We start from the raw sequence: 17669 nt of genomic DNA on the forward strand, positions 1-17669 counted from the left end.
AACTCACCCCGGAGCCGTTCCACTTCCCCCAGCCTCATGCCAAGAACATGCCCAACACCAGGCAAGATCACCCGACGTAACGAAGCACTACTAGGTCGTGTCCGCAAAGTCCCTCCTGCCCCGCGACGCCTGGCACACACTCTCGCCGCACCGGACACAGTCCCGAGTACGGCCCAGTACGAGGGACTGCGTCTGGCACTCCCCCAGCCTTCGGCCGGGGGGGGACCCCCAGAGCACGCACCAGACGCCGCAAGGCCCGCCCTCCGGGCGGACGAAGGGACTTTGCGGACACGACCTAGCCAGGGCCTGTCGCACAACCCACCGGCTGCCTCTTGTCCCGGACGGCACGGCACCCGTACGCTCCCCCTCCATACCGACTAGCCGGTATGACACTTGAAGGAGCCGCCGGAGATGAGCACGATCAACCGCCAGGTGCGCCTGGCCGCACGCCCCGTCGGGGAACCGCGCTCCACCGACTGGGAGCACGTCGAGGAGCCGGCCGGGCAGCCGGGCGACGGTGAGTTCCTGGTGCGGGTGCTCTGTCTGTCGATCGACCCCGCGATGCGCGGCTGGATGAACGCCGGCCGGTCCTACATCCGCCCGGTGGAGATCGGCGAGGTGATGCGCGCCGGCGCGGTGGGAAGGGTGATCGCCTCCCGGCACTCCGGTTTCGCGGTCGGCGACCATGTGTCGGGCTCGTTCGGCGTGCAGGAGTACTGCGTGTCGGACGGGCGCGACGTGACCAGGGTGGACCCGGCGGCCGCTCCCCTGCCGACCTATCTCGGCACGCTCGGCATGTCGGGCCTGACGGCCTACTTCGGCCTGATCGAGGTCGGCCGTCCCGAGCCCGGGCAGACCGTCGTGGTCTCCGGAGCGGCCGGAGCCGTCGGCAGTGTCGTCGGGCAGATCGCCAAGATCCTGGGCTGCCGGGTCATCGGTATCGCCGGCGGCGAGGCCAAGTGCCGGATGGTGGTGGAGGAGTTCGGGTTCGACGCCGCGATCGACTACCAGAGCGAGGACATCCGCAAGGCACTGCGCGAGCACGCCCCCGACGGTGTCGACGTGTACTTCGACAACGTCGGCGGAGACGTTCTGGACGCCGTCCTGCTGCGGCTGGCGCGCGGCGCCCGTGTCGTCGTGTGCGGCGCGATCTCCCAGTACAACAGCACCAAGCCGCAGGGGCCCGCCAACTACCTGTCGCTGCTGGTGAACCGCGCCTCCATGACGGGCATCGTGGTGTTCGACTACGCCGAACGGTACGCCGAGGGCATCGCTCAGATGGCGACATGGCGGGCGGAGGGCCGGCTGAAGTCCCTTGAGGACGTGGTGTCCGGCTCCGTCGCGGAGTTCCCCGAAACCCTGATGCGGCTCTTCCGTGGTGACAACCGCGGCAAGCTCGTGCTGAAGATCGCCGACTGACCGGGCCGGAAGGAGGAGGGGAAGGGAAGGCAGAGATCCGATGAAGGCACTGACCTACCACGGCCGTCACGACATCCGCTACGGGGAGGTCCCCGACCCGGCCGTCACCAACCCCGCCGACGCGGTGGTGCAGGTGACCGCGGCCGGCATCTGCGGCAGCGACCTGCACATCTACGGCGGCAACGGGTTCAGCCCGGAACTGGGCTACACACCGGGACACGAGTGCGTCGGCGTGGTGGTCGACACCGGCGGCCAGGTCAGCCGGTTCAAGCCGGGCGACCGGGTCCTGGTGCCCGCCTCGGCCGGTTGTACGCACTGCCGGTCGTGCGCGGCCGGGTTCACCGCCCGCTGCGAGCGCGCCAAGTCGAGCACGGAGCTCTGCTACGGGGTGAGCCCGCAGCTCCAGGGCAGCCAGGCCCAGGTCCTGGCCGTGCCCTACGCCGACGTCAATCTAGTGCACCTGCCCGAGGACATCTCCGACGAGGCCGCCGTCGTCCTCACGGACAACGCCCCCACCGCCTGGTACGGCTGCCGCCGGGCCCGCATCCAGCCCGGCGAGACCGTCCTGGTCATCGGCCTCGGCCCGGTCGGCCTCATGGCCGCCCAGTCCGCCTTCGCGATGGGCGCGGCGCGGGTACTGGGCGCGGACCTGGTCGCGGAGCGCCGCGCCTTCGCCGCCGGCCTGGGGGTCGAACCGGTGGAGGGCGACGACGCGCGGGCGGCCATCCAGGACATGACCGCCGGCCGCGGTCCGGACGCCGTGGTGGAGGCCGTGGGCTCCGACGCCACCATCCAGCTCGCCCTCAAGGCCGTCCGGCAGGCCGGCCGGGTCAGCGTCATCGGGGTCAGCCAGAACAAGGCGTTCCCGTTCCACATGTACCTGGCGCAGGTCAAGGAACTGGAGTTCGCCATCGGGCTGTGCTCGGTGCACTACGAACTCCCTCCCCTGATCGCGCTCACCCGTGCCGGCCGGCTCCAGCCCGAGGTCGTGGTCTCGCACCGCTTCGCCCTCTCCGAGGGCCCCGCGGCGTACGAACTGTTCGCAGGCCGCTCCGACGGCGTCCGCAAGATCCTCCTCGATCCGACCCACTGATCCGCACAGACATGCGCCTGCCAGGCGTTCGGCCGACCTCCTAGGGTGAACGCCTCGGACACTGGAGGTCGCCATGTCACAGCGCAACGAAGCCGCCGGCCAGCCCGGTCCGCGGCTGATGCCACTCCCCGAGGAACAGTGGGACGCCCGGACCCGGGAACTGCTGGCCTTCGCACCGCACGACCCGGGAAACCGGGTCCCGAACATCTTCACCACCCTCGTGCGCCATCCCGATCTCTACGAGCGGTTCCTGCCGTTCGGCGGCCAGTTGCTCCTCAAGGGCCGACTGCCGGAAGAGCTGCGCGAGTTATTGATCCTGCGCACCGCGTGGAACACCGGCGCACGGTACGAGTGGGGGCGGCACGTTCCCCTGGCCAGGGCCGCGGGCGTGACGGACGCGGACATCGACCGCGTCACCGAGGGCCCGGACACTCCCGGCTGGACCGACCTCCAGAGGCACCTGATCCGGGCGGCGGACGAGCTGAACCGCGAGGCGACCATGTCCGACGCGACCTGGGAGGCTCTGGCAGAGCACTTCGGCGACGCCGAACTGATCGAGATCGCCATGCTGGTGGGGCAGTACCACATGCTGGCCTTCTTCCTGAACGCCACCGGTGTGGAACTGGACCCCGGTTTCGACACCCGCCGGTTGTGAGGGTGTCGTGAGGGTTGAGCCCTGGATCAGGGCTGCGCGCCGTCGTCCGCCGGGCGGCGGCCCCAGGCCGAGATCATCGGGGAGGTGGCGAGGTCGAGACGGCCGGCCGCGACGGTGGCGAGGTGCCGCTCGATCTCCTCGTCCGTGGCGAGGCCCTCGGCGACGAGTTCGTCGCGCACCTGCTGGACGGTGGCCGTCTCCAGGACCTCGCACGCGGGTGAGGTGATCGGGAAGTACGCGTCGGCCTCGACGTCGGCGAGACCGGCCTCGCGCAGCAGGCGCGGCAGCCTGCGTCCGTAGGAGAGGTCGGCGCCGCGCTGCCGCAGCAGCCGGCGGAAGCCGGTGCGCAGCCGGTTGGCCAGCTCCTGCTCGGGGCCGTGCTCGTCGGGGCAGATCAGCGGCTGCAGCGCGGGGTCGGCGTCCTCGACCAGGAGCCACCCGCCGGGGCGCAGGGCCTGGACCATCGTGCGCAGGGCGGCATCGCGCTCGGCCACGTGGACCAGGACGAGACGGGCGTGGACCAGGTCGAAGGGCCCGGCCGGAGGCGCGTCGCGGCCCACGTCGTGGCGGAGTACCTCCACTCCCCCGGCGGCGGCCGACTCCGCCCAGGAGACATCGATGTCGGTGGCGAGCACGCGCCCGCGCGGCCCGACCCGTTCACGGAGCCACGCGGCGACGCTCGGCCCGCCGGCCCCGACCTCCCAGCACCGCCACCCCTCGTCGATCCCGACCGTCTCGAAGTGCCGGAACGTCGAGGCGTCGAAGAGGGCCGCCAGCGCGTCGAAGCGGGTACCGGCCTCGGCCTGCCGGTTGTCCAGGAGGTATCCCTTGTCCTGACCCATGAGCCGATCATGTCACGGCGGTTCCCGCCCCGGTCAGGCCCGCGGTGGCAGGCGGTGCAGTTCCACCTCGGTGAGCCGGCCGCCGGCGGCCGTGGCGGTCATGTAGGTGCAGTGGGGCTGACGGCGGCGGTCCGTCGGGGAGCCCGGGTTGAGCAGGCGCAGGCCGGTGGGGGCCGTGGTGTCCCAGGGGATGTGGCTGTGCCCGAAGACCAGCACGTCGAGGTCGGGGAAGCGGGCGGCGCAGCGCTTCTCCCGGCCCTGGGCGGGGCCCGTCTCGTGGATCGCCCCGAAGCGCAGCCCGCCCAGTTCCGCGTACGCCACCTCGGGCAGCCGGGCCCGCAGGTCCGGCCCGTCGTTGTTGCCGTACACGGCGACGAGCCTGCGGCAGCGGCTCTCCAGCAGGTCGAGGGTGGCCGTGTCGACCCAGTCCCCGGCGTGGAACACGACATCGGCGTGCGGGAGTTCGGCCAGCAGCGGCGCGGGCAGTTCCCTGGCCCGCTTCGGAAGGTGGGTGTCGGACATGAGGAGCAGGCGCACAGGTCCAGCCTAGAGGCAGCGGGCCGCTCCTCCCCGGAACCGACTTGACCGCGAACAGACAGACAGTGCAGCTCAGTTGCCGTGGCGACGGAGATGATCACGGCCAGGTCTCGAAAGGTGAGGCGGCGTTGCCTACCGGGTTAGCATCGGGCAACACGCAGTAAAGGGGTCCTTTCACTATGAGCGTCCGATCAGGGCGCGTGGTCTGGTGCCGTGCATCGCAAGGCGCCGGAACGCTCTCGTGGCGGAGCCACGTGGGCGTTCCGGCAACGCGGCGAGGTGCGGTGCCAGGCCGCGCGACCCGGACGGGCATAGTGAAAGGACCCCTCAAGACAGGACGTCTACGGCAAGCGACCCGAAGGGGCCCGGAAACCCGATGCCGGTCAAGGTCAGCGTCATCATCCCCGTCTACAACCCGGGGATCTACATCGAGGACTGCATCACCTCGCTGCAGAGGCAGTCCCTGCCTCCCGAAGAGTACGAGGTGATCTTCGTCGACGACGGCTCCACCGACGCCACCCCGGCCCGGCTCGACGCGCTCGCCGCCGAGGACCCGCGGATGAAGGTCATCCACCAGGAGAACTCCGGCTGGTCGGGCAAGCCGCGCAACGTCGGCATCGCCGCCTCGCAAGGCGAGTTCGTCATGTTCGTCGACAACGACGACTACCTGGGCGACGAGGCCCTGGAGCGGATGTACGACTACGGCGTGGCCAACGGCGCCGACGTCGTCGTGGGCAAGATGGCCGGCAAGGGCCGCGGCGTGCCGGTGGAGCTGTTCCGCCGCAACCACCCGCGTGCCACCGTCGAGAACGCCCCGCTCATCGACAGCCTCACCCCGCACAAGATGATCCGCCGTGCCTTCCTCGACCGCACCGGTCTGCGCTTTCCCGAGGGCAGGCGGCGTCTGGAGGACCACGTCTTCATCGCCGAGGCGTATCTGCGCGCGGAGAACGTCTCCGTGGTCAGCGACTACGTCTGCTACTACCACATCCGGCGGGACGACAGCTCCAACGCGGGCTTCGAACGCTTCGATCCCGCCGGGTACTTCAAGAACCTCCGCGAGGCACTCGACGTCGTCGAGAAGTACACCGAGCCCGGCCCGGTGCGCGACCGGCTCTTCCGCCGCTGGCTGCGCGTGGAGATGGTCGAGCGGCTGCGGGCCCGGCGCTTCCTGAATCTGCCGGACGACTACCGCAGGGAGCTGTTCGGGGAGATCCACGAGGTCGTCGTCGAGCGGTTCGGTCCCGGTGTCGCGGCAGGGCTGCAGCCGACGCAGCAGGTCGTCGCCGCGCTGACCGCGGCCGACCGGTACGACGACGTCGTGTCCTTCGCGGAATGGGAGGCCGGCATCGCGCCGCAGGCGGCCCCCGCGCACGTGGAGTGGCGGGACGGCTCCCTCAGCATCGGCTTCACGGCCGAGTACACCTCCGGCGGCGAGCCGATGGCCTTCCCCGCCGGCGCCGAGGCGACACCGCTGAACGACACGCCCAAGGACGTGACCGAGGGCGTGGCGTGGGTCGCCTCGGAGACCGCCGCGCGCTTCGGGCAGGCCACGGCCGATCTGCTGCTGCGGGAGCGGTCGAGCGCCGCGCAGTACTTCCAGCCGGTGAAGTTCACCCGCGAGGCCGTGCCGGCCGGGGACGGCGAGGAGGTCCGGCTGGTGCTGCGGGCGACCGCCACCGTCGACCCGGCCGGCCTGCCGGGTGACGGCGTCTGGGACGCGGTCGTACGGGTCAAGCTGGGCGGCTGGACCAAGGAGTGCCGGCTGGGCCCGGCCCCGCGGGCGAACCGGCCCACGCCTGATGTGGGAATCGTCGGCGACCGGACGGCTCTGCCGTACTGGACGGAGCCGCACGGCAACCTCTCCCTGCAGCTCGGGGCTCGGGGCAAGCGGCTGGGTCTGGGCGGCGTGCAGCCGATGGACGTCACCGTCTCCGGGGACCGCTTCCGTGCTCCGCTGCCGCTGCACGTCGACGGCGAACGGGAGGTGCCGCTGAGGTTCGTCTCCTCGAGCCGGATCCTCGACGCGTCGGGCACGCTCTCCCCCGCTCCGGACGGAAGCGGTTCCGTACTGGAGGCGGCCATGCCCGCCAAGGACCTCTCGCGTGACACCTGGCGGGTGGCTGTGTGTCTGACCCCGGGCGCCGAGCGGCCCCGCTTCACCGGGCTGCCGTTCGCGCTGCGCGCCGCCGACGGTCAGGTGCTGGTGGTGCCGGCGCCGGGGCCCGGTGCCGCTCTGCGGGTGGCACGGCGCGCGCGGCGGGTACTCGGTGCCGCGCGGCGGAAGGTGGTCACCCGTATCAGGATCGGAGGGCAGTGACAGCATGCGACCACTGGGGATAGAGGGCGCCTGGATTCTGGAGCCCAAGGTCTTCCCGGACGACCGGGGCAGCTTCCACGAGTGGTACCGCGGCGAGGAGTTCCGCGAGGCCACGGGCCATGATCTGGCCCTGGCCCAGGCCAACTGCTCGGTGTCCCGGCGGGGCGTGCTGCGGGGTGTGCACTTCGCCGATGTCCCGCCCAGTCAGGCCAAGTACGTCACGTGTGTGCGCGGTGCCGTCCTGGACGTGGTGATCGACATCCGGGTGGGTTCCCCCACCTACGGCCAGTGGGAGGCCGAACGGCTCGACGACGACACCCGGCACGCGGTGTTCCTCGCCGAGGGTCTGGGCCACGCCTTCATGGCTCTGACCGACGACGCCACCGTGGTCTATCTGTGCTCCACCGGCTACGCCCCGGAGCGCGAACACGGCATCCACCCCCTCGACCCGGCCCTCGGCATCGCCTGGCCCGAGGGCATCACCCCGCTCCTCTCCCCCAAGGACGAACAGGCCCCGACCCTGGCCGAGGCGGAGCGCCAGGGGCTGCTCCCGTCGTACGAGGCGTGCCGGGCCTACTACGAGGAGCTGCGGGACAGGCGGCTCGACGGCTGACCCACGTACGGCGCCGGCCGCCGCCCCTGAGGGGCGGCGGCCGGCGTCGTCGTTCAGCGGCTAGCGGCTGACGCCCACCTGTTCCAGGGACTTGCGCAGGGGCTCCCAGCCGATACGGCGGGGCAGGCCGCGGTTGCGGGCCTGGGTGAGGGGTCCCCAGAAGCCCGCTTCCAGGAGGGTCTCGGGGCGGACCGCGCCGGCCCGTTCGAGGATCGCCTCGGGGACCTTCTGCGGGTCGGGCACCTTGTACTCGGCCATGATCTCGTCGTACTTGTCGTGCAGGACCCGGTTGTCCGGGTCGGCGCCGAAGACGACGAGCTGGCCGGTGGGGGCGGTGTCCACCTGGACCGTGACCAGGTCGGGGCGGTAGCGCGCCAGCACCTCGGTGATCTTGTAGACGTCACCGGTCCAGGCGTTGGTGTGCCGGTCCCGGGCCGCCTCGTCCACGCTGCGCGGCAGCATGTCGTCGAAAACGATCACGCTGGACCAGTCGGAGTGCTTCTCGACGTTCATGAAGTCGCGCAGGGCGTACTCGAAGATGTGCATGCCGTCGATGAACGACAGATCCAGCGTGGTGCGGCGCCAGTAGCCGAAGGGGCTGCGGCCGCGGCGCAGGTTGCGCAGCGGGTGACGGCCGCCCTTGAGGTGCTGGAGGGGGTTGTCACGGGCGAAGAAGTCGTCACTGGTGGCCTTCACCAGGTGGACGTCGCACTTCAGCTCCGAGACCACCTTGAAGGCGGGGTCGATCGCGATGCTGGGGACGCGGGACAGGCGCAGGCTGCGACCGTCGTTGACGCCGATCTCCAGGTAGTTGCGATTGGCGCTGACCTTGTGCAGTCCCCGGAGGAACTCATGGCGTTTCACGAAGTGGGACCTTCCTTGCGGATGCGGGGCAATGCTTCGTGCAGGGCGGAGCGCCACTCGCGTGGCGGGGGCAGGCCGATCTCCTGCCACCGGCCGTGCGCGAGGGCGCTGTACGCCGGGCGGGGCGCGGGCCGGGGGAAGGCCGCGCTGCTGGTGGGGCGCACCCGGTCGGGGTCGGCGCCGAGCAGGGAGAAGACCTCGCGGGCCAGCTCGTACCAGGTGGCCTCGCCGGAGGCGGTGGCGTGGAAGACGCCGTGCGCGTCGGGGCCGAGCCGGGGTCCGAGGTCGGCGATCCGCTCGGCGACGTCCGCGCTCCAGGTGGGCTGTCCGCGCTGGTCGTCGACGACGTCGAGGGTGTCGCGGCGGGCTTCGAGACCGATCATGGTCCGCACGAAGTTGGTGCCGTGGACCCCGTAGAGCCAAGCCGTGCGTACGACCGCGCTCGCCCCGGGGAGTTCCTCCAGCACGGCCCGCTCCCCGGCAAGCTTGGTGCGGCCGTAGGCGGTGCGCGGGGCCGGCGGGTGGTTCTCCGGGTAGGGGCCGCCGGTTCCGGTCTCGCCGGAGAAGACGTAGTCGGTGGAGAGGTGGATCAGCCGGGCGTCGTGCGCCGCGCAGGCCCGGGCCAGGAACCGCGGGCCGTCGCCGTTGATCTCCAGGGCGCGCGCCTCGTCGGTCTCGGCGTCGTCGACCGCCGTGTACGCGGCGCAGTTCACGACGAGGTCGGGGCGGTGGTCGCGCACCGCCGCGGCGACGGCCTCGGGGCGTGTGATGTCCAGGGCGGAGCGGTCCAGGCCCACCACGTCCTCGCCGCGCCGGGTGAGCTCCTCGACGACGTCGTGGCCGAGCATGCCGCCCGCTCCGGTGATCAGCCACCTCATGCGCGCTCCTGGGCGACGCGCCGCTTCAGGGGCTCCCACCAGGCACGGTTGTCGCGGTACCAGGCGACGGTCTCGGCGAGGCCGGTGGCGAAGTCGTGGGCGGGGCGGTAGCCGAGTTCGTCGCGGGCCTTGGACCAGTCGACGGAGTAGCGCAGGTCGTGGCCCTTGCGGTCCTCGACGTACTCCACCCGGTCCCAGTCCGCGCCGCAGGCTTCGAGGAGCAGGCCGGTGAGTTCCTTGTTGGTGAGTTCGGTGCCGCCGCCGATGTTGTAGACCTCGCCGGGGCGGCCCTTGGTGCGGACGAGGTCGACCCCCTGGCAGTGGTCGTCGACGTGCAGCCAGTCCCGGATGTTGCGGCCCTCGCCGTACAGGGGCACCTTGTGGCCGTCGAGGAGGTTGGTGACGAACAGCGGGATGACCTTCTCGGGGAACTGGTGCGGGCCGTAGTTGTTGGAGCAGCGGGTGACACGCACGTCCAGGCCGTGGGTGCGCTGGTAGGCGAGGGCGAGCAGGTCGGAGGAGGCCTTGGAGGCCGAGTACGGCGAGTTCGGCTGGAGCGGGTGGTCCTCCGGCCAGGAGCCGGACTCGATGGAGCCGTACACCTCGTCGGTGGAGACGTGCACGAACGGGCCCACGTCGTGGCGCAGGGCGGCGTCCAGCAGGGTCTGGGTGCCGAGCACGTTGGTGCGGACGAAGTCGGCGGCGCCGGTGATGGAGCGGTCCACATGCGACTCGGCGGCGAAGTGCACGACCTGGTCGGCGTCGGCCGTCAGCTTGTCGACGAGTTCGGCGTCGCAGATGTCGCCCTGGACGAACTCCAGCCGGGGGTGGGTCAGTTCGAGGTTGTCGAGGGTGCCGGCGTAGGTGAGCTTGTCCAGCACGGTGATGCGCGGCGCGTCGGGCGCGTCCGAGGCGAGCAGCGCACGGACGTAGCGGGAGCCGATGAACCCGGCGGCACCGGTGACGAGGAGGTTCATGAAGTGATCTGCACCTTGCTGTGGTCTCCGAGGACGAGTCGGTGGGCGCTGGGGACGCTGGGGGCCGGGGTCACCTGGACATGCCGGCCGATCAGCGAGGACTCGATCCGGCCGACGCCCTGGATCGAGGAGTCCCGCAGCACGATCGAGAATTCCAGTTCGCTGTCGGTGATCCGGCAGTTCTCGGCGATCGAGGTGAAGGGACCGACGTAGGAGTCGCTGACGAGGGTTCCCGCGCCGATGACGACGGGCCCCACGATGCGGGAGTTGACGATCCGGGCGCCCTCTTCCACGACGACCCGCCCGATGGTCTGTGAGGCGTCGTCGACCGTGCCGTCGATGCGGCGCTCCATGGCTTCGAGGACCGTGCGGTTCACCTCGAGCATGTCGCCGACGTTGCCGGTGTCCTTCCAGTAGCCCTTGATGACCGTGGAGCGCACGTCGGCGCGGGAGTCGATCAGGTGCTGGATGGCGTGGGTGATCTCCAGTTCGCCGCGCCAGGACGGTTCGATGGCGCGCACGGCCTCGTGGATCGCGGGCGTGAAGAGGTAGACGCCGACCAGGGCGAGGTCGCTCTTGGGCCGGTCGGGTTTCTCCTCCAGGCCGATCACCTGGCCGGACGGGTCGAGTTCGGCGACACCGAAGGCGCGTGGGTCGGCCACGCGCGTGAGCAGGATCTGGGCGTCGGGCCGGCTGTCGCGGAACTCGTCGACGAGGTCGGTGATGCCGCCGACGATGAAGTTGTCGCCGAGGTACATCACGAAATCGTCGTCGCCGAGGTAGTCCTGGGCGATCAGTACCGCGTGGGCCAGCCCGAGGGGCCGCTCCTGGGGGATGTAGGTGACCTTCAGGCCGAACTTCGACCCGTCTCCCACCGCTTCCTCGATCTCGGCGGCCGTGTCCCCGACGATCATTCCCACGTCGGTGATGCCGGCCTCGGCGATCGACTCCAACCCGTAGAAGAGCACGGCCTTGTTGGCCACTGGCACCAGTTGTTTGGCCGACGTGTGTGTGATCGGCCTCAGTCTTGTTCCTGCGCCGCCGGACAGCACGAGAGCCTTCATTCGGTTCACCTTAGTCGTGATCCGGCGGATGTGAACATCACTTCTTTTGGTTGTCGACGCGCGGAGTTACTCGGATCGTCACCGAGCGGTCTCTCGCGGAGCGGTCAGTCCTCGCCCCTGACGATGTTCCACTCCGCCCCGGAGGCTGTGATTCCGGGAGTGGCCCGGTTCTCGACGGCGGGGAGGCAGGTCCGCGGCGCGGCCTTGCCGCGCAGGCGGCGTGCCTTCGACCAGCCGGTCTCGGGGCGACGGACGACGGGCTTCTCACTTACGTCCATGGACGTCACGACTCATCATCTTCCTTCTGGATCCGTTGCTCTTCGGGTATCCCGAGAGAAACCGAACAAACGCGCGTCGCGACGCCTGGACCGAGGCTCTCAACCCCTCTGCGGGGCAGAGCCGTTCACCTCCTCACGGATTGGGGCGAGCCGCGCTGATGTCGCCCAGCGCGGACTCCGGGTCGACCTCCATGACCATGTCGCCCAGGGAGACGATGCCCACGGGATGCCCGTGGTCGACGACCGGGATACGGCGCACGGAGTGCTCGCGCATCAACTCCACCGCGTGGACCAGGTCCTCGTCGGGGCCGATGGTGACCAGGTCGTCGCTGTACGCGCCGGCCACGGTGGTCCGCTCCGGGTCGGCGCCCTCGCTGACCGACCGGATCACCAGGTCACGGTCGGTGACCAACCCGCGCAGATCGTCGCCGTCCGTCACCAGGACGGCTCCGAGGTCCTCGTCGCGCATGATGCGGGCCACCTGGGCGACGGAGGTCTGCGGTCCGACCGTGGCCGGATCGCCGGTCATGATGTCGCGGACATGCCGAGCCATGACGTGCCTCTCTTCCTGTCTCCTCGCGGTCCCCCGTCCGATGTCGCCCCGGGTACCCGCAGCACCCGCCCGGTCACCAGGGATTCGCGCGGGGCGTTCAGCGCCCGAGCGCCAGCTCCGCCCACACCTGCTTGCCGCCGCTGACCGGCAGTGTGCCCCAGGTCGCCGAGAGTGCCTCGACGAGGAGGACGCCCCGGCCTCCGGTGGCCTCCCAGCCGATGCTGGTCGGTCGGACCGGGGAGCGGGGCGAGGCGTCGGCGACGGCGACGCGCAGGCGGTCGCCGACGAGGGTGAGGTCCATGCGGACCTGGCCGTCGGTGTGGACGAGGGCGTTGGTGACGAGTTCGGAGACCACGAGGAGGGCGGCGTCGAAGTCCTCGGTGACGCCCCAGGAGCGCAGGGTGCGCCGGGCGAAGCGGCGGGCGTGCCCGACGGCCTGCGGCACGCGCCAGACGGTCCAGCTCTCCCGCAGCGGGCGCAGGTCCATGCCGTCGTAGCGCAGGAGGAGCACGGCGACGTCGTCGCCGCGCTGGGCGTTGCCGAGGAGGGCGTCGGCGACGAGCCCCAGGTCGACGGGGGCGGAGGCGGCCAGCTGGTCGGCGAGGTGCGTCATGCCCTCGTCGATGTCGGAGCCGGGCGTCTCGACGAGCCCGTCCGTGACCAGGGCGATCAGGGTGCCGACGGGGAGCCGGAGCGGGCTCATGGGGAAGTCGGCCTGGGTGATCACCCCGAGGGGTGGGCCGCCCTCGGCCTCCGCGATCTCGGTCCTGCCGTCCGGGTAGCGCAGTACCGGCGGCAGATGCCCGGCCCGCACGCACCAGGCGGAGCCCTCCTCCAGGTCGATGTCGACGTAGGCGCAGGTGGCGAAGAGGTCGCTCTCCATGTCCATGAGGAGCCGGTTGGCGTGGGAGACCACCACGTCCGGCGGGTGTCCTTCGACGGCGTAGGCGCGCAGGGCGGTGCGCATCTGGCCCATGAGGGTGGCGGCGCCGGCGCTGTGGCCCTGGACGTCGCCGATGACGAGGGCGACGTGGTGGTCGGGCAGCGGGATGACGTCGTACCAGTCGCCGCCGAGCTCCAGCCCCGCCGTGCTGGGCAGATAGCGGGTGACGGCCTCGGCGCCCGGCAGGCGGGGCAGGCGGCGGGGCAGCAGCTGGCGCTGGAGCATGCCGACCAGTTCGTGTTCGGCGTCGAAGGCACGGGCCCGGGTCAGGGCTTGTCCGGCGAGCCCGGCACAGGCGGTGAGCAGGGCGCGTTCGTCGGAGCCGAAGTCGTGCGGCGTGTCCCAGCCGATCAGACAGGCCCCGGCCATGCGGTTCCCGGCGGGCAGCGGCAGGACGGCGAGGCCCCCGGGTCCGACCTCGGCGAGGCCGCGTTCCAGGGCGCTGCCGGCGGGCCAGATGCGGGCGCGGCCCTCGCGCAGCGCGGCGGCGAGGGTGGGCATGGCGCGTACCGGCGCGTCGGGCCATTCGGTGCGCCACTCCCGGCGCCACAGCTCGGGCCAGGCCTCGGGTTCGGGCGGGTCGAGGACGGCGACGACGAGCCGGTCGCTCTCCAGCTCGGCGAGCGCGATGCGGTCGGCCCTGAGCGGGCGCCGGAGGGCGGCGACGACGGCCTTGCCGACGTCGCGCACGGTGACGGCGGTGGCCAGCGCGGTGGCCAGGCGCTGGACGCGGGCCACGTCGGTGACGTCGGAGCGCAGCGTGGCGGCGTCGTCGACGGTGCCCACGAGCCGTGCGGAGTGGCCCACGCCGCCGGGCAGGAGGCGCCCGCGCAGCCGGAGCCACTTCGGCGGTCCGGTGGGCTGCAGCACCCGGAACTCCAGCTCCCGGTCGCCGATGGACATGTGGTCGGCCTCCACCACGGACATCAGTGAGGGCAGGTCCTCCGGCACGGTCAGGCCGAGCAGGGTCTCGACCCGGCCGTCGAAGTCCTCGGGTTCCAGGCCGAACAGGTCCAGCAGGTCGTCGCCGGCCCGGACGCGGCCGGTGTCCATGGCGAGGCTGAACGCGCCGGGCGGCAGTTCACCGCCCTCGGCGGGCGCGGCCGGGGCGGGGAAGGCGACCGCCTCGGAGATGAGCTGGAGGCACTCGCGGTCGTCGGCGTCGAATCCGCCGGGGCGCTCGCACACGGCGAGGAGGCAGCCGCCGCCGTCCCCGTGGACGGGCAGGGCGGTCAGGAAGAAGTCCCGGGACGGCACGCGCCGGGCCTGGACGTGCTCGGCGAGCTCCGCGGGGCCCAGCGAGACGGGGCGTCCGCCGCGGTGGGCCTCGGCGACCGGGGACCGCCCGGTGCGCGGATAGCTGTCGCGCAGTCCGTACAGCGTCCTCGGCACCCCGGCCGACTCCACCAGGCGCAGCAGTTCGCCGTCCTGGCCGGGGGTGTACAGGGCGGCGAACGCGGCGCCGGCGAAGACGAGTGCCTGTTCGAGAACCCGGTGCACACGCTCCGGCGATTCCTGATCGACCGCGATCGCTTTGAGGGCACCTTCGGCACGCAGCGTTCGCGTTCTGCGTTCTTGGGGTTCTCGGGCGCCCTGACTGACCACGTTGGCCATTACAGCGCTTATGAGACACCCGCGCAGCCCCTGTGAGCGTTCCGTGGACCGGCGTCGAGGCGAGCGCTCGAACGGAACCGAACATGTCTTTACCTATGCGTTCCGCACGCTGTTCTCGTGACAGCCGTGACTGTCCGGGCCCGGCGCGTGGCTGGAAGGCTCGGTGCTGATCACGGAGGGGGACGCATGGACAAGCGGTACGAGGTGTACGCGCTGGCCGACCGGCACTTCTACGAGACACCGGACCGGCTGGCGCGAGGCGGGCAGGAGGCCTCACCGGAGGCGGCCGCGCACCTCTACGAAACGGCCCGCCGGCCCGTGCCCGAGGGCTGGGAGACGGCGCGGATCGGGGACTGGCTGACCATGACGCCGCCCGGTCCGGACGGCGAGCCGCTCCAGGGTCCCGCGCAGGGCTGGAAGATCCACGCCTCGGCGACCCGGGCGAACGCGGAGAAGATCGCCGGGATCGTCTGGGACTACTGCGTCGAGCGGCGCGTCCCCTTCAAGTTCGTGCCCGGCCCGCACCTGCTGCACCTGCGCAACACCAAGTACGCGCCCCGCGACGGCAGCGGCAAGTTCGTCACCGTCTATCCGGCCGACGAGGAGCAGCTGCACGAGGTGCTGCGCGAGCTGGGCGCGCTGCTGGAAGGGTTCGAGGGGCCGTACATCCTCACCGATCTGCGCTGGGGCGAGGGTCCGCTGTACGTCCGCTACGGCGCCTTCGCGCGCTCGTTCGTGGTGGACGAGCGGGGCTCGCTGGTGCCGGCGGTGCGCGACGGCGCGGGGCAGCTGGTGCCGGACCGGCGGACTCCGTCCTTCCAGGTGCCGGAGTGGGTGACGCTGCCGGCGTTCCTCCAGCCGCATCTCGACGCGCGGAACAACACGACGACGGGCGAGCTGCCGTACCGCATCGAGAAGGCGCTGCACTTCTCCAACGGCGGCGGGGTGTACGTGGGCACCGACACCCGCGACGGCCGCAAGGTCGTCCTCAAGGAGGGCCGGCCGCACGCGGGACTCGCCTCGGACGGAGCCGACGCGGTCGCCCGGCTGGAGCGGGAGAAGCGGGCGCTGGAGCAGGTCGCGGGCACGGGCGTGGTCCCGGAGGTGCGCGACTGGTTCGAGCTCGGCGGCCACCGGTTCCTGGTGATGGACTTCCTGGAGGGCCGCCCCCTCAACTCGTTCTTCGCCGAGCGGCATCCGCTGCTGGCCCAGGATCCCGACACGGAGGCCGTCGCCTCCTACACGGCGTGGGCGCTGCGCATCCACCGGGAGGTGGAGGAGGCCGTGGCGGCGGTGCACGCGCGCGGCATCGTCTTCAACGACCTGCACGTGTTCAACATCATGGTCGCGCCGGACGAGGAGTCGGTCTTCCTCCTCGACTTCGAGGCGGCGGCCCCGGCCGAGGAGAACGGCCGCCAGGTCGTCGCCCACCCGGGCTTCTTCGCGCCGCCGGACCGCCGGGGCGCCGATGTCGACCGCTACGCGCTGGCCTGTCTGCGGCTGGCCCTGTTCCTGCCCGTGACCACGCTGTTCGTGGTCGACCGCGGCAAGGCGGCGCATCTGGCCGAGGTGATCTCGCACGAGTTCCCGGACGTGCCGCGGGAGTTCCTCGACGAGGCGGTCGCGGAGATCACGCGGGAGGTGTCCGGCCGTACGGTTGCCGCTCCGTCCGCACCGGTGGACCCCGGTGACTGGCCGTACAGCCGCGACTCGATGGTCAAGGCGATCCTCGCCTCGGCCACCCCGGAGCGCGACGACCGGCTCTTCCCCGGCGATGTCGCCCAGTTCTCCGACGGCGGCGGGCTCGGGCTCGCCCACGGCGCGGCCGGAGTGCTGTACGCGCTGGACGCGGTCGGCGCCGAGCGGTACGAGGAGGGTGAGCGCTGGCTGCTCACCCGGACGGCACCGGCCCCGGTCGGCACACCGCTCGGCCTGTACGACGGGCTCGCGGGCGTCGCCCTGGTCCTGGACCGGCTCGGGCACCGGCAGCGGGCGCTGGACCTGGTCGAGGGCATCCTCGCCGAGCGGTGGCAGAACCTCTCCTCCGACCTGCACGGCGGACTGGCCGGACTCGGTCTGGTCCTCGGCCGGCTGGCCGAGACGACGGGTGAGACGGAGCTGCGCGAGCGGGCCGACGAGGCCGCGCGGATCCTCGTACAGCGGCTCACCGAGCCGCCGCCGGCCACGCCCAAGCGGCGCGCCGGACTGCTGCGGGGCGCGACCGGTCCCGCGCTGCTGATGCTGCGGCAGTACGAGTGGACCGGCAAGGCGGGCTGGCTGGACGCCGCGGCCATCGCCCTGCGCCGGGACCTGGAGTCCTGCAAGACCCGCGAGGGCGGGTCGCTGGAGGTCGACGAGGGCTGGCGGACCCTGCCCTACCTCGGCGACGGCAGCGCGGGACTCGGCATGGTCCTCGACGACCTCGTGGCCCACGCCCCCGGCCTCGCCGGGGAGTTCGAGGCGGCGCGCTCCGGAGTCCTGACCGCCGCCACCTCACGCTTCTACGCGCAGCCCGGGCTCTTCCAGGGCCGGGCCGGAATGATCCTGCACCTCAGCCGCACGACCTCGCCGGACGCGACCGCGGACCGGCTGACCGGGCAGATCGCCGGACTGGGCTGGTTCGCGATGGCGTACCAGGGCCAACTGGCCTTCCCCGGCCACCAGATGATGCGGCTGTCGATGGATCTCGCCACCGGAACGGCGGGGTGCCTGTTGGCGCTCGGCGCGGCCCTCGACCCGGCGACCGACGCCCACCTGCCGTTCCTCCCGCCGCCGCACCGGCGGCCCCACTGACGCGGCTCCGCGATCCCGCGGAGTCGTGACACCACCCCGTCCCCACGGATGACCACGGACGGACAACCGACGGAAGGACACACCATGGCACTTCTCGACCTGCAGACGATCGAGTCCGAAGAGCGGACCGACGGCGGCGGCAACAGCACGGTGAGCCTGCTCTCCTGCATCAGCGCGGCGAGCGTCCTGCTCTGTCTCTGACCGCGTCTGCGGTACGGCTCCGGTC

General features: G+C 71.6%; 16 protein-coding genes. 7 read left to right on the forward strand and 9 right to left on the reverse strand.

The window, feature by feature from the left end; all coding sequences use genetic code 11:
• Window positions 1-411 precede the first annotated feature (411 nt).
• The 3 genes from ACFZBT_RS34825 (at window position 412) to ACFZBT_RS34835 (ending at window position 3167) form a co-directional block, all read left to right on the forward strand.
• Entirely contained in the window at window positions 412-1419 is a 1008-nt protein-coding gene (locus ACFZBT_RS34825) for a zinc-binding dehydrogenase (RefSeq protein ID WP_391112452.1), read from the forward strand.
• Between the two features lie 40 nt (window positions 1420-1459).
• Entirely contained in the window at window positions 1460-2512 is a 1053-nt protein-coding gene (locus ACFZBT_RS34830; protein ID WP_391112455.1) for an alcohol dehydrogenase catalytic domain-containing protein, read from the forward strand.
• 73 nt (window positions 2513-2585) lie between these two features.
• Entirely contained in the window at window positions 2586-3167 is a 582-nt protein-coding gene (locus tag ACFZBT_RS34835; protein ID WP_391112458.1) for a carboxymuconolactone decarboxylase family protein, read from the forward strand.
• A gap of 26 nt (window positions 3168-3193) precedes the next feature.
• On the opposite strand, the gene ACFZBT_RS34840 is transcribed toward ACFZBT_RS34835, so the two are convergent.
• Window positions 3194-4009, reverse strand: a complete 816-nt coding sequence (locus tag ACFZBT_RS34840) for a methyltransferase domain-containing protein (RefSeq protein ID WP_391112461.1) — start codon at window positions 4007-4009, stop codon at window positions 3194-3196.
• 33 nt (window positions 4010-4042) lie between these two features.
• Complete coding sequence (locus tag ACFZBT_RS34845) at window positions 4043-4546, reverse strand: YfcE family phosphodiesterase (protein WP_391112464.1); 504 nt, start codon at window positions 4544-4546, stop codon at window positions 4043-4045.
• 376 nt (window positions 4547-4922) lie between these two features.
• On the opposite strand from ACFZBT_RS34845, the gene ACFZBT_RS34850 reads away from it, so the two are divergent.
• Both ACFZBT_RS34850 and rfbC read left to right on the forward strand, forming a co-directional pair.
• Window positions 4923-6866 (forward strand): glycosyltransferase, encoded by a 1944-nt coding sequence (locus ACFZBT_RS34850; RefSeq protein WP_391112467.1) that lies wholly within the window; start codon window positions 4923-4925, stop codon window positions 6864-6866.
• Between the two features lie 4 nt (window positions 6867-6870).
• Complete coding sequence (gene rfbC, locus ACFZBT_RS34855) at window positions 6871-7479, forward strand: dTDP-4-dehydrorhamnose 3,5-epimerase (RefSeq protein WP_391112469.1); 609 nt, start codon at window positions 6871-6873, stop codon at window positions 7477-7479.
• Window positions 7480-7539: 60 nt separating this feature from the next.
• Here rfbC and ACFZBT_RS34860 read toward each other — a convergent pair whose 3' ends face one another.
• From ACFZBT_RS34860 to ACFZBT_RS34890, 7 genes are all read right to left on the reverse strand, one after another.
• Entirely contained in the window at window positions 7540-8343 is an 804-nt protein-coding gene (locus tag ACFZBT_RS34860; RefSeq protein WP_391112472.1) for a class I SAM-dependent methyltransferase, read from the reverse strand.
• Entirely contained in the window at window positions 8340-9221 is an 882-nt protein-coding gene (rfbD, locus tag ACFZBT_RS34865; RefSeq protein WP_391112475.1) for a dTDP-4-dehydrorhamnose reductase, read from the reverse strand. Before rfbD ends, ACFZBT_RS34860 begins: the two co-directional genes overlap by 4 nt.
• On the reverse strand, window positions 9218-10198 hold the full coding sequence (rfbB, locus tag ACFZBT_RS34870; protein ID WP_391112477.1) for a dTDP-glucose 4,6-dehydratase: 981 nt from the start codon (window positions 10196-10198) through the stop codon (window positions 9218-9220). Before rfbB ends, rfbD begins: the two co-directional genes overlap by 4 nt.
• The gene (locus ACFZBT_RS34875) at window positions 10195-11262 is read right to left on the reverse strand and encodes a glucose-1-phosphate thymidylyltransferase (RefSeq protein ID WP_391112480.1); all 1068 of its coding nucleotides are present in this window, start codon (window positions 11260-11262) and stop codon (window positions 10195-10197) included. The genes rfbB and ACFZBT_RS34875 overlap by 4 nt, the downstream gene beginning before the upstream one ends.
• A 104-nt stretch (window positions 11263-11366) precedes the next feature.
• Window positions 11367-11540 carry a hypothetical protein gene (locus tag ACFZBT_RS34880; RefSeq protein WP_391112482.1) on the reverse strand — a complete coding sequence of 58 codons (174 nt, stop codon included), beginning with the start codon at window positions 11538-11540 and terminating at the stop codon, window positions 11367-11369.
• 133 nt (window positions 11541-11673) lie between these two features.
• Window positions 11674-12093, reverse strand: coding sequence for a CBS domain-containing protein (locus tag ACFZBT_RS34885; protein WP_391112485.1), 420 nt, complete (start codon window positions 12091-12093; stop codon window positions 11674-11676).
• A gap of 97 nt (window positions 12094-12190) precedes the next feature.
• Complete coding sequence (locus ACFZBT_RS34890; protein ID WP_391112487.1) at window positions 12191-14650, reverse strand: SpoIIE family protein phosphatase; 2460 nt, start codon at window positions 14648-14650, stop codon at window positions 12191-12193.
• A 186-nt stretch (window positions 14651-14836) separates the two neighbouring features.
• Between ACFZBT_RS34890 and lanKC the strand changes: the two genes are divergently transcribed.
• On the forward strand, window positions 14837-17443 hold the full coding sequence (lanKC, locus tag ACFZBT_RS34895) for a class III lanthionine synthetase LanKC (protein WP_391112490.1): 2607 nt from the start codon (window positions 14837-14839) through the stop codon (window positions 17441-17443).
• A gap of 84 nt (window positions 17444-17527) precedes the next feature.
• Complete coding sequence (locus tag ACFZBT_RS34900; protein ID WP_184587041.1) at window positions 17528-17644, forward strand: SapB/AmfS family lanthipeptide; 117 nt, start codon at window positions 17528-17530, stop codon at window positions 17642-17644.
• Window positions 17645-17669 lie beyond the last annotated feature (25 nt).

The organism is Streptomyces sp. NPDC008137 (assembly GCF_042957035.1).
Lineage (GTDB): Bacteria > Actinomycetota > Actinomycetes > Streptomycetales > Streptomycetaceae > Streptomyces.

Bases quoted from the DNA above. Each gene is read 5' to 3' on its own strand.
- ACFZBT_RS34880 (WP_391112482.1), bottom strand. From the start codon at position 11,540: ATGGACGTAAGTGAGAAGCCCGTCGTCCGTCGCCCCGAGACCGGCTGG.
- ACFZBT_RS34825 (WP_391112452.1), top strand. From the start codon at position 412: ATGAGCACGATCAACCGCCAGGTGCGCCTGGCCGCACGCCCCGTCGGG.
- rfbD (WP_391112475.1), bottom strand. From the start codon at position 9,221: ATGAGGTGGCTGATCACCGGAGCGGGCGGCATGCTCGGCCACGACGTC.
- ACFZBT_RS34850 (WP_391112467.1), top strand. From the start codon at position 4,923: ATGCCGGTCAAGGTCAGCGTCATCATCCCCGTCTACAACCCGGGGATC.
- ACFZBT_RS34840 (WP_391112461.1), bottom strand. From the start codon at position 4,009: ATGGGTCAGGACAAGGGATACCTCCTGGACAACCGGCAGGCCGAGGCC.
- ACFZBT_RS34900 (WP_184587041.1), top strand. From the start codon at position 17,528: ATGGCACTTCTCGACCTGCAGACGATCGAGTCCGAAGAGCGGACCGAC.
- ACFZBT_RS34830 (WP_391112455.1), top strand. From the start codon at position 1,460: ATGAAGGCACTGACCTACCACGGCCGTCACGACATCCGCTACGGGGAG.
- ACFZBT_RS34875 (WP_391112480.1), bottom strand. From the start codon at position 11,262: ATGAAGGCTCTCGTGCTGTCCGGCGGCGCAGGAACAAGACTGAGGCCG.
- ACFZBT_RS34890 (WP_391112487.1), bottom strand. From the start codon at position 14,650: ATGGCCAACGTGGTCAGTCAGGGCGCCCGAGAACCCCAAGAACGCAGA.
- rfbB (WP_391112477.1), bottom strand. From the start codon at position 10,198: ATGAACCTCCTCGTCACCGGTGCCGCCGGGTTCATCGGCTCCCGCTAC.
- rfbC (WP_391112469.1), top strand. From the start codon at position 6,871: ATGCGACCACTGGGGATAGAGGGCGCCTGGATTCTGGAGCCCAAGGTC.
- lanKC (WP_391112490.1), top strand. From the start codon at position 14,837: ATGGACAAGCGGTACGAGGTGTACGCGCTGGCCGACCGGCACTTCTAC.
- ACFZBT_RS34835 (WP_391112458.1), top strand. From the start codon at position 2,586: ATGTCACAGCGCAACGAAGCCGCCGGCCAGCCCGGTCCGCGGCTGATG.
- ACFZBT_RS34885 (WP_391112485.1), bottom strand. From the start codon at position 12,093: ATGGCTCGGCATGTCCGCGACATCATGACCGGCGATCCGGCCACGGTC.